Source organism: Paracoccus aminovorans, assembly GCF_001546115.1.
Classification (GTDB): domain Bacteria; phylum Pseudomonadota; class Alphaproteobacteria; order Rhodobacterales; family Rhodobacteraceae; genus Paracoccus; species Paracoccus aminovorans_B.
The window spans coordinates 580,810-594,647 of sequence record NZ_KQ955209.1; the positions used below are offsets into that span (position 1 = coordinate 580,810).

Sequence of the window (13,838 nt, forward strand, 5' to 3'; positions counted from 1 at the left end):
CTTCCGTGCCTCGGTGCGGCACGGTGATTTCTGCTGCCCGACGCGCCCCTTCGGCAGCTTTCGCCGACCGCCCCGCGCCACCCTTGTCCCAACAGCCGAGGATGCCATGACCCTTGCCTTCGATCCCCTGTCCCTGACCCTGCCCGCAGGCCATTTCATCGACGGCGCCTATGTCGAGGACGAGGCGCGGCTCGAGGTGCGCGCGCCTTCCAGCGGCCGGGTGGTCGGCCATGTCCCGGTGGCCGATGCGGCCATGGTGGACCGCGCGGTGGCGGCGGCGCGGCGGGCGCTTGCCGTGTCGGGATGGGCGACCCTGCATCCCCGCGACCGTCTGCGCGCGCTGCATGCCTGGGCCGACCTGATCGAGGCCGAGGCCCCGGTGCTCGCCCGGCTGGAGGCGGTCTGCTCGTCCCGCCCCGTCGCGCATGTGGCCGCAGGCGACGTGCCGGTGACGGCAGAACAGATCCGTTTCTTCGCCGAATTCGCCGACAAGGAAGGCGGCGACCTGGTGCCCACGGGCGCGGGCAGCCTGGGCTTCATCGCCGCCGAACCCTATGGCGTGGTCGGCGCCATCGCGCCCTGGAACTTCCCGATCTCGATGGCGGGCTGGAAGCTGGCCCCGGCCTTGGCCGCAGGCAATGCCGTGGTGCTGAAACCGTCCGAGATGACGCCCTGGTCCACGCTCTACATGGCCGAACTGTCGGTGCGCGCAGGCATTCCCGCGGGGCTGGTCAATGTCGTCCTTGGCGACGGGCCGGTCACCGGAGCGGCGATCACCGGGCATCCCGGCATCGACAAGGTCAGCTTCACCGGCTCGACCTGCGCGGGCGCGGCGATCATGGAGAATATCGCGCGCACCGGCATCAAGCCGATGACCCTGGAACTGGGCGGAAAAAGCCCGATGCTGGTGTTCGACGATGCCGATATCGACCTGGCCGCCACCTGCCTGGAACGCGGCATCCTGCCCAATGCGGGCCAGTTCTGCATCGCCGGATCGCGCATCATCGTGCAGCGCGGCATCGCCGATGCGCTGGCCGCGCGGCTGGCCGACCGCTTCGCCAGGCCGCGGCCTGCGCCGACCTGGGCGGAAAGGCCCGGCTTCTCGCCCATCATCTCGGACCCGCAGCTGCGGCGGATCGACGGCATCGTGCAGGCGGCGCGGGCGCAGGGCGGCGAGATCCTGTGCGGCGGCACCCGCTTCGATCACGAGGGCAGCTTCTACCGGCCGACCCTGATCGGCGGCGTTTCGGCCGACAATCCCGCCGTGACCGAGGAAATCTTTGGGCCGGTCGCCACCTTCCAGACCTTCGACACCGAGGAGGAGGGGCTGGCCCTGGCCCAGCACCCGACCTATGGCCTTTGCGCCGGGCTGTTCACCCGCGACCTGTCCCGCGCGCTGCGCCTGACCCGGCGGCTGGAAGCGGGGACGGTCTGGGTCAACCGCTATGGCCGGTCGCGTGACCATATCCTGCCGACCGGCGGCTGGAAGGCCTCAGGGCTTGGCAAGGATCTGGGGCGCGAGGCATTCGCCGCGAACCGCCGCACGAAATCGGTGCTGATCGACATCTGAAGGAGAAGACCATGACCGCCCACAAGATCGCGCTGATCCCCGGCGACGGCATCGGCGTGGATGTGACCGACGCCGCGATGCAGGTGCTGGGCGCCGCCGCCGCGCGCTTCGGCTTCACGCTGGAACCGACCCGCTTCGACTGGTCCTGCGAGACCTGTCTGGCGACCGGCCGCATGATGCCCGAGGACGGGATCGAGCAGCTGCGCCCCTTCGACGCGATCTATCTGGGCGCGGTCGGCTGGCCCGCCACGGTACCGGATTCGGTGTCGCTGCACGGGCTGCTGCTGCCGATCCGCAAGGCCTTCGACCAATATGCCAATATCCGCCCGCACCGGCTGCTGCCCGGCGTGGAAGGCCCGCTGAGGGCGGAAGGCTTCGATATCCTCTGCATCCGCGAGAATACCGAGGGCGAATATTCCGGCGCCGGCGGCCGCGTCCACCAGGGCCGCGACAACGAGGTCGCCACCGAAACCGCGATCTTCACCCGCAAGGGGGTCGAGCGCATCATTCGCTTCGGCTTCGAACAGGCGCGGGCGCGGCGGGGGCACCTGACCTCGGTCACGAAATCCAATGCGCAGAAATATTCGATGGTGTTCTGGGACGAGGTGACGCAGCAGGTTGCCGCCGAATACCCGGACGTGACCGTCAGCCCCATGCATATCGACGCCATGGCCGCCAAGATGGTGATGGCGCCGCAGGATCTGGACGTGATCGTGGCCTCGAACCTGTTCGGCGACATCCTGACCGACCTGGGTGCGGCGATCCAGGGCGGCCTGGGCTTCGCGGCCTCGGCCAATATCTGCCCCGACCGCAGCGGCCCGTCGATGTTCGAACCCGTCCACGGATCGGCCCCCGACATCGCGGGGAAAAATGTCGCCAACCCCATCGCCGCCATCTGGTCGGGCGCGATGATGCTGGAGCACCTGGGCGAGAAGCCCGCCGCCGATGCGGTGCTGGCCGCCATCGAATCCGCCACCGCCCGGGGTATCGGCATCCGCCCCGGCTTGCACGGCACCGATGCCATTACCGCAGCCGTCCTGGCTGCGCTGGAGAAGCAAGCATGAACCACATGACCGATTTCGGCCCGCAGCTGAACGATCCCGGCCTGTTCCGCCAAGCCGCGCTGATCGACGGCCAATGGATCGCCCGCCCCGACATGGAGGTGACGAACCCCGCCACCGGCCGCGCCATGGGCACGATGCCCGACTGCACGGCGGATGAAACCGCGCAGGGCATCGCCGCCGCGGAACGGGCCATGGTGGACTGGCGCAAGCGCACCCATGCCGAGCGCGCCGACCTGCTGATGGCCTGGTATCAGCTGATGCTGGACCACGCGGACGACCTGGCGCAGATCCTGACCGCAGAACAGGGCAAGCCCCTGGCAGAGGCGCGGGGCGAAGTGCTTTATGGCGCCTCCTTCCTGCGCTGGTTTGCCGAGGAAGCGCGGCGGATCAACGGCAAGATCATCCCCTCGCCGGTGCCGGGCAAGAAGGTCTTTGCCATGAAGGAGCCGGTGGGCGTCTGCGCGATCATCACGCCTTGGAACTTCCCCATCGCGATGATCACCCGCAAGGTCGCCCCTGGCCTGGCGGCGGGCTGCACGATGGTGGTGAAACCTTCGGACTTCACCCCCTATTCGGCGCTGGCGCTTGGCGTCCTGGCCGAACGTGCCGGGATTCCCGCGGGCGTGATCAACATCCTGACCGGCCGCCCCGCGGCGATCGGCGCCACACTGACTGCCAGCCCGGTGGTGCGCAAGCTGTCCTTCACCGGCTCGACCCGCGTGGGCGCGCTGCTGGCCGAGCAATGCGCGCCGACGCTGAAGCGCATGTCGCTGGAGTTGGGCGGCAACGCGCCTTTCATCGTCTTCGACGATGCCGATCTGGATGCGGCGGTGGAAGGCGCGATGCTGTCCAAGTTCCGCAACGGCGGGCAGACTTGCGTCTGCGCGAACCGGATCCTGGTGCAATCGGGCATCCACGACGCCTTTGTCGCGGCGCTGGCGAAGCGCGTCGATGCGCTGCAGGTCGGCCCCGGCACGGCCGAGGGCACGACCATCGGCCCGATGATCAACGGCGCCGCCATCGCCAAGATCCGCGCCCATGTCGAGGACGCGCTGTCCAAGGGCGCGACCCGCGCGACAGCCCTGCGCGATCTGCCTGATGCCTATGCCGATCCGGTGGTTCTGATCGGCGCCACGACCGAGATGCAACTGGCCGCCGAGGAAACCTTCGGCCCGGTCGCCCCGATCTTCCGCTTCGAGACCGAGGAGGAGGCGCTTGCCATCGCCAACGGCACGCCCTTCGGCCTGGCCGCCTATTTCTTCACCCGCGACATCGCGCGCGCCTTCCGCCTGGGCGAAGCGCTGGAGTTCGGCCTTGTCGGCCTGAACACCGGCGCGGTCAGCCATGCCGAAACCCCCTTCGGCGGCGTCAAGGCATCGGGCCTTGGCCGCGAGGGAGCGCAGGACGGGATCGAGGAGTATCTGGAAACCAAGGCGTTCCATTTCGGCGGGCTGTAACGCCCGCCGCCTCTCAAAACCCTGTCACAGTCCCAGGCAGAGCCGATAGGCATCCAGGATCGAGGCATGCAGGTCGCGGCTGGCGACCGCATCGCCGATCCGGTGCAGCGCGAACCTCTCGCTTGAGGCGCGCAATTCGGTGAACAGATCGTCCATCGGCAGCGTGCCGTGTTCGACGATCACCTGCGCGGTATCCAGGCTGCGTTCCGCCCCGGACATTTCATTGCGGAAAGTGGCGCGTAGCCGGTTTCCCTGGCGCTCGACCCGGATGAGGGCATGATCGGTCAGGGTGGCGATGCCCGCCTGGTAGAAGCGTTTGCGGAAGCTGGTCGCATCCTGATAGGGCATCTCGGCTGCAGGGACCGCGTCGGGGGTGGCAAGGATGACGCTGCGGTCCCCCTCGGCCAGCTTCAGCGCGCAGGACGGCGCGGCCTGCCGCCCGGTGCCGTCATAAACCAGCACGTCGCCTTGAGCCGCGACCTCGCCGTTCAGCAGATCCCAGGTGCTGTGGCAATGCCCGGCCCCCTCCAGCCAGTCCAGGTCGGGAATGCCGCCGGTCGCCACGACGACGATGCCTGGGGCCTCGGCCAGGATGTCTGCGGCCTCGGCCCAGGTGTTCAGGCGGACATCCACCCCCAGCCGCTCCAACTCGCTGCGCCGCCACTCGATGATGCCCAGCAGGTCGCGGCGCCCCGGAGCCTTGGCCGCCACCAGGATCTGCCCGCCAAGGCGCGCGGCTGCCTCGATCAGGGTGACGCGGTGGCCGCGTTCGGCCAGCACGCGCGCGGCCTCCATCCCCGCCGGGCCGCCGCCCACGACAATGGCGCGGCGCGGTGCGGGGGACCGGGGAATGGCATGGCCCAGGGTGGTTTCGCGCGCGGTTGCGGGGTTATGGACGCAATGCGCCTTGCGATACAGGCAATAGGAGGCGCCGACGCAAGGGCGGATGCGATCCTCGACCCCGGCCGCGATCTTGGCGACCAGATGCGGGTCGGCGATATGGGCGCGCGTCATGCCGACCAGATCCGCGATCCCGTCGCGCAGCACATGGCGCGCGGTGGCCACGTCGCGGATGCCGCCCGCGTGCAGGACCGGCAGCGACACGGCCTGCCGGAAGGCGCGGATATGCGCCAGGTAAGGGGCGGAGGGCTGGAACATGCCGGGCATGTTGTCCTCGGTCAGCAGCAGGTCGCTGTCCATGCGGCCATAGATGCAGTCGAACAGGTCCACATGCCCCTCGGCCTGGATCATCCGGGCGATGTCCAGAGCGTCGCCGGCGGTCAGCCCGTCCGTGCCGCCTTCGTCGACGACATAGCGGATGCCCACCACGAAATCGTCGCCCACGGCACGGCGGATCGCCTCGTGCACCATCAGCGCGAAGCGGGCGCGGTTGGCAGGCGATCCGCCGAAGCCGTCGCTGCGACGGTTGGTGCGCGGCGACAGGAACTGGCCGATCAGGTGCCCGCCGGTCAGCGTCTCGACCCCGTCCAGTCCCGCCTCCTGGCAGCGCCGGGCGGCGGCGGCGAAATCCGCGATCACCCGGTCGATATCGGCGCGGTCCATCTCTTTCGGGAAGCTGCGGGTCCGGGTCTCGCGCACCCGCGACGGCGCAATAGCGGGCAGCCAGGCCCCGCCAAGCGCCGTGGCCCGCCGCCCCAGATGCGAGATCTGGCAGATGATCGCCGCGCCATGGCCATGGATCCGCTCCGCCGTCGCCGCCAGATGCGGGATAACCGCGTCACCTGCAAGGTTCAGCTGCCCCCCGCCCCAGCTGGAATCGCGCGAAATCATGGCCGAGCCGCCGATCATCGTCATGGCGACGCCTCCGCGCGCCTTCTCCTCGTGATAGGCCTGGTAGCGTTCGCCCGGCATTCCGCCATCGTCCAGCAGCGAGGCATGGCTGGTGCTGACGATGCGGTTGCGCAGCTCCAGCCCCCGCAGGCGGAACGGGCGAAGAAGCGGGTCGGCGGAACGGGTGTCGGGGGCGATCATCTGCATCTCGTGGTCCTGTCTGCAGCGGCACCTTTGGGGTGCAAGCTGTCTTCCAACCTGCGCGAGGACAGGCGTGGCAGGAAGCTTGATAATCCTGACGGGGGGTATACGCTGCAGGCATGACCTCTCCGCTCCGACTGGGCGCAGCCACGCGCGCGCTGTTCGTTTTCGAAGCCGCCGCGCGCACCGGCAGCTTCTCGGCCGCTGCGCGCGAATTCAACGTAACCCAACCGGCGATCAGCCGTGCCATCGCCCAGCTTGAAGCCGAGTTGGGCCTGCGCCTGTTCGACCGCAGCCCGACGGGCGTTGCCTTGACCGCAGACGGGCAGCGCATCTTCGACGCCGTCTCCCAAGGTTTTGCCGGCATCGCCGCGGCCGTTGCAGAGGCGCAGGACCGCTTTGCCCGGACCAGGGTGACATTGTCCTTTTCCAGTTCCTTTGCGACCCACTGGCTGCTGCCCCGGCTGGGCAGCTTCAAAGCCGCCTTTCCTGGCATCGAGTTGCGCTTGGATCTGGCCCAGGGAATGCTGGGCGAGCCACCCGCCCATGCAGACATCGCCACCCGAATCGTGCGCGACGATGACCCGCGCTACCATGTCTGGTCCTTCGCGCCCGAGGTCATCCTGCCCGTCTGCAGCCCCGACTATCTGACCGAGCGGGGACCGTTGAAGAACGATCCGTCAGGCCATGTCTTTCTGAACCTTGATGACGCGCACGGGGTCCATTGGCAAAAGCTGCTGGGCCCTGGCTTCGCCCGGTCGGGACAGTGGCACAGCTTTTCCGACTACTCCGTGGTCTTGCAGGCGGCCGAGCGGGGCGAGGGTATCGCGCTTGGCTGGATCAGCGTCGTCTCGCGCGCATTGCGCGAGGGAAGGATGGTCGAAGCGTCGGACAAGAGGTTGCGCACGGGCCGCGATCACTCGCTGATCGCACCCCGGTCGAAGCCTTTGCCGCCGGTGGTTCCGCAGATCTGCGAATGGCTCGCAGGCAGGATGGCTGAGGATCTGGCGGCGATCGGGCTGGGCGAGAGATAGCCGGCAGAGCCCGCCGCGCCGGAAAAGGTCCGGCGTCAATGGCGTGAGCAGCGGATCGCCGGCGGCGGTTGATCAGCACCGGATGCGCCATCATCATCGCGTCGATCAGTGCCGCATCGGTCAGGGCGGGCCGTCCAGCCCGAGTTCGCCATAGGGCGTGCCCTTCTGGCGCAGCAACGCGCGCAGCGTGATGCCCATGTGGGCGATCAGTTGCTCCAGCATCGCGCGCGAGGGCGTCTTGAGATATTCCACCACATGCGGCCCCATCCCGGCTTTGCGGATTATGGCCAGCACGTTGTGCGAGGTGCCGCAATCCGGGTTGTGATAGATCACGACATCCATGCCGTCCGCTGCTCCGCTTGCGCCTGCGGAGAGTCCGATCTCGTGCAGCCTGGAGACGAGGCTTGCGCGATCCAGGGTGCCGATCGGCAAGGCGGCAAAGGCCTGGCAGGGCGTCCATTCGCCGATATGATCCTCAACATCCTGTCCCCGTAGACGCGACCCGGAGCCGCCACCCTTGGCTCGCTCACCTCTCCGGCCCTGCGCCTGACCCATGAACCGAAGGCGGACTGTGCTCGCTAAACCCGGCTCGCGGAGGGCTGGCTGCGCGAGGGCGTGGTTGTCTTCAAGGTTGACGATGGCGCGCGGGAGGTTCTCATCTGTGCCGTCATCTACGGTGGGCCGGCTGGATCAAGCGAAGCCGATCCAGGGATAGTGCTGATGCCCGCTATATCGCGAATCCGGTCGCCGGGGTGTTTCGGGTGCGATCTTGGGGTAGTATTTCCCACAAGTAATGCTCATGCGGCCAGGGATCCTGCCGGCTGCCAGCCGCCTTGATGCAAAGGCAAGTATTTCTGGAATCGCGCCCCCGCAACCACTGAAACCAACACTCCCGAGCGGTTCCCGCCGGGAGTTTTGCTTTTCGTGCCGGTCTGTCTGTCCTGACGCGCCACCCATTCCAGGATCGTCGCCAGATCGCCATGCAGGCGGGCGAAAACTTCGCCGCGCTTCGGTCCCGGCGTGAGGACGATCTTCTCGATCAATACGCGGAGCTGGTCGGCGGATTCGGCTCGGGTCTCGGGGTGGTTCAGGGCTTCGCTCAGTTCGGCGACCCGTCGGGCGTAGATCTGCGCCGCCGCCGGCAGGATGTCCGGCGTGTCCTGCGGAGTGTTGTCGAGCAGCTCGGTCAACTCGGCCTTGCGCGCCTCCAGCTTGTCCATCTCGCCCTTCATGCTCGGATGGAACATGCCGGCCTTGATGGCCTCGATAACGCCGCGAATGTCCTTCTCGACCTTGGCCAGGTCGCTGCGCCAGGCATTGCCGCTGCTGCGGCGCTCGCGGTTGAGCCGGTTCATCTCCTCGGCATAGGCCTTCATCGCGTCGGCGGCGATTTCCGGGGCCATCAGTTTCGTCTGGATGCCGGCCAGTACGCGGCTTTCCAGTTCCTGCTGGCGGATGGTCACCTTGTTGGCGCAGGTGCCCTTGCTGATATGGTTCGAGCAGGCGAAGCGGCCGGCGCCGCGCAGCGCGTAGGGGCCGCCACAGCAGCCGCAGAACACCAGCCCCGACAGCAGCGATTTTGGGCGATGCGTTGCGTTGAGCCGGTTGTCGCGATGGTGCCTGCGAACCGCCTCGGTGACGTTGACATACTTTTCGGCGATCTCTGCCTGCCGGGTCTTCACCGCGTTCCAGAGTTCTTGATCTACGATGCGCAACTCGGGCACCTCGGTGATCACCCATTCGGATTCCGGGTTCATGCGCGAGACCCGCTTGCCGGTGCGCGGATCCTTGACGTAGCGCATGCGGTTCCAGACCAGGCGGCCGATATAGATCTCGTTGTTGACCAGCCCAGTGCCGCGCTTGACGTGGCCGCGAATGGTGGTGTCGCCCCAGGGCTTGCCGCCGGGGCCGGGGACGCCTTCGTCGTTCAGGGTCTTGGCGATGGTCTTGGGGCCGATGCCGGCGGCGAAGTCCCGGAAGATACGGCGAACGATCTCGGCTTCCCGCGGTTCGATCTCGCGGTCGCCGCGGATCGGGTCGCCGCGGGCATCGAGTTGCTTGACCACCCGGTAGCCGAAGGAGATGCCGCCGCCGGATTTGCCGTCCTCGACCCGGCCGCGCAGCCCGCGATGAGTCTTGGCGGCGAGATCCTTCAGGAACAGTGCATTCATCGTGCCTTTGAGCCCGACATGTAACTCGCTGATCTCGCCTTCGGCGAGGGTAAAGATCGGCACCCCGGCGAATTGCAGATGTTTGAACAGGGTCGCGACATCGGCCTGGTCGCGGCTGATCCGGTCCAGCGCTTCGGCCAGCACCATGTCGAAGCGACCCGCCTGCGCGTCCTGCAGCAACGACTGGATGCCGGGGCGCAGGATCATGCTGGAGCCGGAGATGCCCGCGTCCTGATACATGTCGACGATCCGCCAGCCTTCCTTCTTCGCCCGGTCGCGGCAGATGCGGAACTGGTCCTCGATCGAGGCCTCGCGCTGCTGGTCGGAGGAATAGCGGGCGTAAAGGGCAATGCGGGTCATGGCTGGGCTCCCGGATGCGATCTGCGACGATGGCGGCACCTGCCGCCGCGTTGGTGTTCTGTGCCCGGCTACCGGGCTGGTCATGAAGCCAAGTCGCACCGCAATTCCGCGGCGGAGGCTCCTGATCTGGTAAAACACCCGTCGCGGGTCCCGTACTGGACCTGCGGAAATAGGCGTCGAGCGCGGCTCCGCAGGTCGTCGCTTCAATACTGGCTGCGATCCGTGCCGCATGTCCAGAAGTAATTGTCGGTTGCTGAAGGCGGCGGTGCGCTCCTTGCCACTGCTGTGCGCGAAGTTTTCCGTGAATGGCAAGGATCATGGTTCTTTCAGATCAGGAGCTCGCTGGGCGCGCCGAGCTTCCCGGTCGCGGGGTTCGGGAGACGTCTCCTGCTGGTTCCTGAACTGCTCCCTGGCGATCTGACGGCCGATGATCTGCGCCAATGCGCGCACCGCTTGCTTGGCTGCTTGGCCGGAGGCTGGCTTCCGACCGGGCGAAACAACCTCGACGATCAGCTTCTGTGGAACTGGTGCGGCCATCCCGACACCCCGCTTCAGTTGCGTTTCCTTGAGCGAAGCAGGGATCGAGGCTTCAGGGAAGGCGCTTCTGCCGGATGGCGTAGCGGGGGATAGACAGGGGTAGAAATCGGACAACTTCAGACCCTCCAGAAGCACGTTTTTGCTAACACCTCCAGAGAGCTCTAACGATGGCGTCCATTACTAATGTCAACTTTAAGATTGTTGACATTAAGACAAAGAATCCGCACCCTTCGAATCAGCGGAGCATTCGGAGGGAGGAGCCGAAAATGCTTGCACTATCGTTGGTCCTGAACGGTATCGTTCTGGGCTCGGTACTGCTCTTGTTCAGCCTTGGGCTGACCTTGATCTACGGTGTTGGCCGTATCGTAAATTTTGCTCATGGCGCTTTGTTCAGCGCCGGAGCCATGGCCGGCGTCTGGCTGGTCGCATCTGGCGTTCCGTTCGGCCTCGCGCTGGTCGTCGCGCCGGTGGGGGTGGGACTGATCGGCGTGCTGATCGACTGGGCGATCCTTGCCCGGATCCGCGATCGTCCGATGGTGGACAGCCTGCTTCTGACCTTCGGCCTGGCGCTGCTCATCACCGGGATTCTCTATGAACTTGGCGGTCGCAATGTCCAGATCATGCCCATCCCCCAGGTCTTGGGCGGCGTGATCTCGATGGGTGGCATCAGCCTGCCGGCCTACCGCATCTTCGTCTCGATCTTGGCGGTGGCACTGACGGTTGCGCTGATCCTGTTCCTGAAGAACTCGAAATGGGGCTTGCGCGTGCGCGCCGCCAACGACGACCCCGAAATGGGCGCATGTATCGGCATCGACCGCGAGCGGCTGATGCACTCGGTCGTGGGGGTCAGCGCAGCACTGGCCGCTGCGTCCGGAGTCGCGGCCGCGCCGATCTTCACCGCCCATGCGGTGGTCGGCGACAAGATCCTGATCCTGGCCTTCATGACGGTCATTCTCGGTGGTCTCGGCAGCTTGCGTGGGGCGGTGGTCGCCGCCTACGTCGTCGGCCTGATCCTTGTCTTCGGCGAGGGCTATTTCGGCGGCCAGTTGGCGCTGATGCTGCTGTTCATCATGGTCATGGCGATGCTGATCAACTGGCCGCGCGGATTTTTCGGCGAAGGGAGAACGGAATGACCGGAGCAACCCTATCAGAGCGCCGCACGCGCAGCCGGGGCGGGCTGATCGGCTTGGCCATCGTCGCGCTGGCCGGCATCGTCCTGCCTTTTGCGAGTGCGGGCCAGCCGTTTCTGCTGATGCTGGCATCGCATGCCCTGATCGCGGCAATCCTCGCGCTCAGCCTAGACATGCTGACCGGCAATACCGGATTGCTGTCTTTCGGACATGCCGCCTGGTTCGGCTTCGGCTCATACGTCGCGGGGCTGCTGTCGAAAAGCGCCAGTTCCGACATTGTCGTGCTGAGCCTGCTGACGCTGGCAGCCACGGTCCTGGTTGCCGGGGTCATCGGGGCGGTTCTGGTGCGCCAGATCGGCAAGACCTTCGCCATCCTGACCCTTGCGCTCAGCCAGATCATGTTTGCCATCGTCTTCGTCTTCTCCGACATCACCGGGGGCGAGGACGGGCTGCAGGGCATTCCCATGGCCACGTTCCTCGGGATGCAGATCGTCAGCCCGACCACCTGGTATGCAATTCTGCTGGTTGCGCTGCTGCTAGCGCTGGCGGGGGCGTTGCATCTGCGCCGCTCGCCGCTCGGCCGGGCCTGGCTGGCCATCCGTGAGAACGGTGAGCGGGCACGCTTCATCGGCATGAACGTCAACAAGCTGAAGCTGATGTCCTATGTTATCTCGGCCGGGCTCGCCTCTCTTGCCGGTGTTTTGTTCGTGCTGTTCAACGGTGCTACCTCGCCCGATCTGCTGCACTGGCTCGAGTCGGGCAAGGTGCTGATGTATGTCGTCCTCGGCGGCGTCGGCACCATCTTCGGCCCGGTGATCGGTGCGGTGGTCTTCACGCTGGCCGAACATTACGTCAGCACCTTTACCGATGCCTGGCTGATCTATTTCGGCGCGCTTTTCGTGCTGATCGTCATCGTCGCGCCGGGCGGGCTGTTCGGTGGCGCGGCGCGGATCGCCGAACGCCTGTCGGCCCGTAAGTCGGGACGGAGGACCGCGCAATGATCATCCTGGAAGTCAGTGAACTGACCAAGCATTTCGGTGGGTTGAAGGCGGTGAACGGGGTGAACCTGCGGGTGCAGCGGGGATCGATCCACTCGATCATCGGGCCGAATGGCGCGGGCAAGACCACGTTGTTCAACCTCATCACCGGCTCGATCCGTCCCATGTCCGGCACCGTCCTGTTCGAAGGGCAGGACATCACCGGCTGGCCGCCCGAGCGGCTGGCGCGCGGCGGGGTTGCCCGCACGTTCCAGCGCACCAGCATCTTCATGGACCTGCCGGTGCTGGAGAACGTCATGCTGGCGATCCGGTCGCGCGAAGGGCGCTCTGCCGCGCTATGGCAGTCGCACCAGCACGAGGACGAGGACGCCGACGAGGCGCGGGGTATCCTTGCCAGCGTCGGGCTGCGCGGGCGCGAGGATGCGAAGGCCGGAATGCTGGCGCATGGCTATCAGCGCGCGCTGGACATCGCCATCGGCCTTGCGCTGAAGCCGCGGCTGATCCTGATGGACGAACCACTGGCCGGCATGTCGCGCGGCGACCGCGAGACCATCGCCTCGCTGATCACCCTGCTGCGCGATACCATGGGCCTGACCATCATCGTGGTCGAGCATGACGTGGGCATGATCATGCGGCTGTCCGACCGGATCACCGTCATGCAGCACGGCACCGTCATCGCCGATGCCCCGCCCGAGGAAATCCGCGGCAACGAGGCCGTCCGTCAAGCCTATCTGCATGGGAGTTTCGCGGAATGAACGCCGTGCTTCGCTACGACAACCTGTCGGCTTTCTATGGCGTCAGCCAGATCCTGCACGGGCTCAGCTTCGACGTGCCGGCCGCTTCGGTGACCTGCCTTCTGGGCCTGAACGGCATGGGCAAGACCACGACGCTGCGCGCCACCATGGGGCTGGTTGACCGGACCGAGGGCCGGATCACCCTGAACGGCCGGGAAGTGACCGGCCCGACCTTTCGCCGCGCCCAGATGGGGGTGACGCTGGTGCCCGAGGATCGCAAGGTCTTTGCCAATCTGACGGTCGAGGAAAACCTGGAAGTCGCGCGCCGGCCGACCGGATCGGGGCAGGACTTCACCATTGCCGAGGCGGTCGAGATCTTTCCCCGCCTGGGCGAGCGGATGGGCCAGAAGGCCGGCACGATGAGCGGCGGCGAGCAGCAGATGCTGGTCGTGGCCCGCGCCATGCTGGCCAACCCGGCCTACATGATGCTGGACGAGCCGACCGAGGGCCTGTCGCCCAGCTATGTCGGCGCCATCGCCCAATCCATCGAAGAGGCGCGCAAGCGCGGCATCGGGGTCATCCTGGTCGAACAGAGCATCCCGCTGGCGCTTTCGGTCGGGGATGCCTTCCACATTGTCGAGAACGGCCAGATCAGCCGCAGCTACACGCGCGATGAGGCGCTGGCGGATCGGGAAGGGCTGGAGCGGATGCTGACGGTCGAGTGATCCGCACGGGCAAATATAAACGGGTTGAAACGGCGGCTGCCGCCATCGGGCACGGCTGCGCTTCAC

At 66.6% G+C, this 13,838-nt stretch carries 12 protein-coding genes; 8 read left to right on the forward strand and 4 right to left on the reverse strand.

Features of this window, described 5'->3' with window-relative positions; all coding sequences use genetic code 11:
- Positions 1 to 106 precede the first annotated feature (106 nt).
- Genes ASV56_RS14650 through ASV56_RS14660 form a run of 3 tightly spaced genes read left to right on the forward strand, consistent with a single transcriptional unit; the run spans position 107 to position 4,091 of the window.
- Complete coding sequence (locus tag ASV56_RS14650; RefSeq protein WP_062562769.1) at positions 107 to 1,570, forward strand: aldehyde dehydrogenase family protein; 1,464 nt, start codon at positions 107 to 109, stop codon at positions 1,568 to 1,570.
- An 11-nt stretch (positions 1,571 to 1,581) separates the two neighbouring features.
- On the forward strand, positions 1,582 to 2,634 hold the full coding sequence (locus ASV56_RS14655; RefSeq protein WP_062562770.1) for a tartrate dehydrogenase: 1,053 nt from the start codon (positions 1,582 to 1,584) through the stop codon (positions 2,632 to 2,634).
- A complete protein-coding gene (locus ASV56_RS14660) occupies positions 2,631 to 4,091 on the forward strand; it encodes an NAD-dependent succinate-semialdehyde dehydrogenase (protein WP_301336097.1) in 1,461 nt (486 codons plus the stop codon). Before ASV56_RS14655 ends, ASV56_RS14660 begins: the two co-directional genes overlap by 4 nt.
- A 24-nt stretch (positions 4,092 to 4,115) precedes the next feature.
- Here ASV56_RS14660 and ASV56_RS14665 read toward each other — a convergent pair whose 3' ends face one another.
- Positions 4,116 to 6,089: an NADH:flavin oxidoreductase gene (locus ASV56_RS14665; protein ID WP_062562772.1), complete on the reverse strand. Its 1,974-nt coding sequence runs from the start codon at positions 6,087 to 6,089 to the stop codon at positions 4,116 to 4,118.
- A gap of 113 nt (positions 6,090 to 6,202) precedes the next feature.
- Here ASV56_RS14665 and ASV56_RS14670 point away from each other — a divergent pair, with 113 nt between their 5' ends.
- The gene (locus ASV56_RS14670; RefSeq protein WP_062562773.1) at positions 6,203 to 7,117 is read left to right on the forward strand and encodes a LysR substrate-binding domain-containing protein; all 915 of its coding nucleotides are present in this window, start codon (positions 6,203 to 6,205) and stop codon (positions 7,115 to 7,117) included.
- A gap of 120 nt (positions 7,118 to 7,237) precedes the next feature.
- Here ASV56_RS14670 and ASV56_RS14675 read toward each other — a convergent pair whose 3' ends face one another.
- The 3 genes from ASV56_RS14675 to ASV56_RS23655 all read right to left on the reverse strand — a co-directional run bounded on the left by ASV56_RS14675 (position 7,238) and on the right by ASV56_RS23655 (position 10,299).
- The gene (locus ASV56_RS14675) at positions 7,238 to 7,459 is read right to left on the reverse strand and encodes an ArsC/Spx/MgsR family protein (RefSeq protein ID WP_437435923.1); all 222 of its coding nucleotides are present in this window, start codon (positions 7,457 to 7,459) and stop codon (positions 7,238 to 7,240) included.
- A gap of 455 nt (positions 7,460 to 7,914) precedes the next feature.
- On the reverse strand, positions 7,915 to 9,960 hold the full coding sequence (locus ASV56_RS14680) for a recombinase family protein (protein WP_253880055.1): 2,046 nt from the start codon (positions 9,958 to 9,960) through the stop codon (positions 7,915 to 7,917).
- Between the two features lie 3 nt (positions 9,961 to 9,963).
- On the reverse strand, positions 9,964 to 10,299 hold the full coding sequence (locus ASV56_RS23655) for a hypothetical protein (protein WP_147304489.1): 336 nt from the start codon (positions 10,297 to 10,299) through the stop codon (positions 9,964 to 9,966).
- 167 nt (positions 10,300 to 10,466) lie between these two features.
- Between ASV56_RS23655 and ASV56_RS14685 the strand changes: the two genes are divergently transcribed.
- From ASV56_RS14685 to ASV56_RS14700, 4 genes are read left to right on the forward strand one after another with little or no spacing between them, the layout of a single operon-like run.
- On the forward strand, positions 10,467 to 11,318 hold the full coding sequence (locus ASV56_RS14685) for a branched-chain amino acid ABC transporter permease (protein ID WP_253880057.1): 852 nt from the start codon (positions 10,467 to 10,469) through the stop codon (positions 11,316 to 11,318).
- Positions 11,315 to 12,316, forward strand: coding sequence for a branched-chain amino acid ABC transporter permease (locus ASV56_RS14690; protein ID WP_062562776.1), 1,002 nt, complete (start codon positions 11,315 to 11,317; stop codon positions 12,314 to 12,316). The genes ASV56_RS14685 and ASV56_RS14690 overlap by 4 nt, the downstream gene beginning before the upstream one ends.
- Positions 12,313 to 13,068, forward strand: a complete 756-nt coding sequence (locus ASV56_RS14695; protein WP_010397854.1) for an ABC transporter ATP-binding protein — start codon at positions 12,313 to 12,315, stop codon at positions 13,066 to 13,068. The genes ASV56_RS14690 and ASV56_RS14695 overlap by 4 nt, the downstream gene beginning before the upstream one ends.
- The gene (locus ASV56_RS14700; protein WP_010397856.1) at positions 13,065 to 13,772 is read left to right on the forward strand and encodes an ABC transporter ATP-binding protein; all 708 of its coding nucleotides are present in this window, start codon (positions 13,065 to 13,067) and stop codon (positions 13,770 to 13,772) included. Before ASV56_RS14695 ends, ASV56_RS14700 begins: the two co-directional genes overlap by 4 nt.
- Positions 13,773 to 13,838 lie beyond the last annotated feature (66 nt).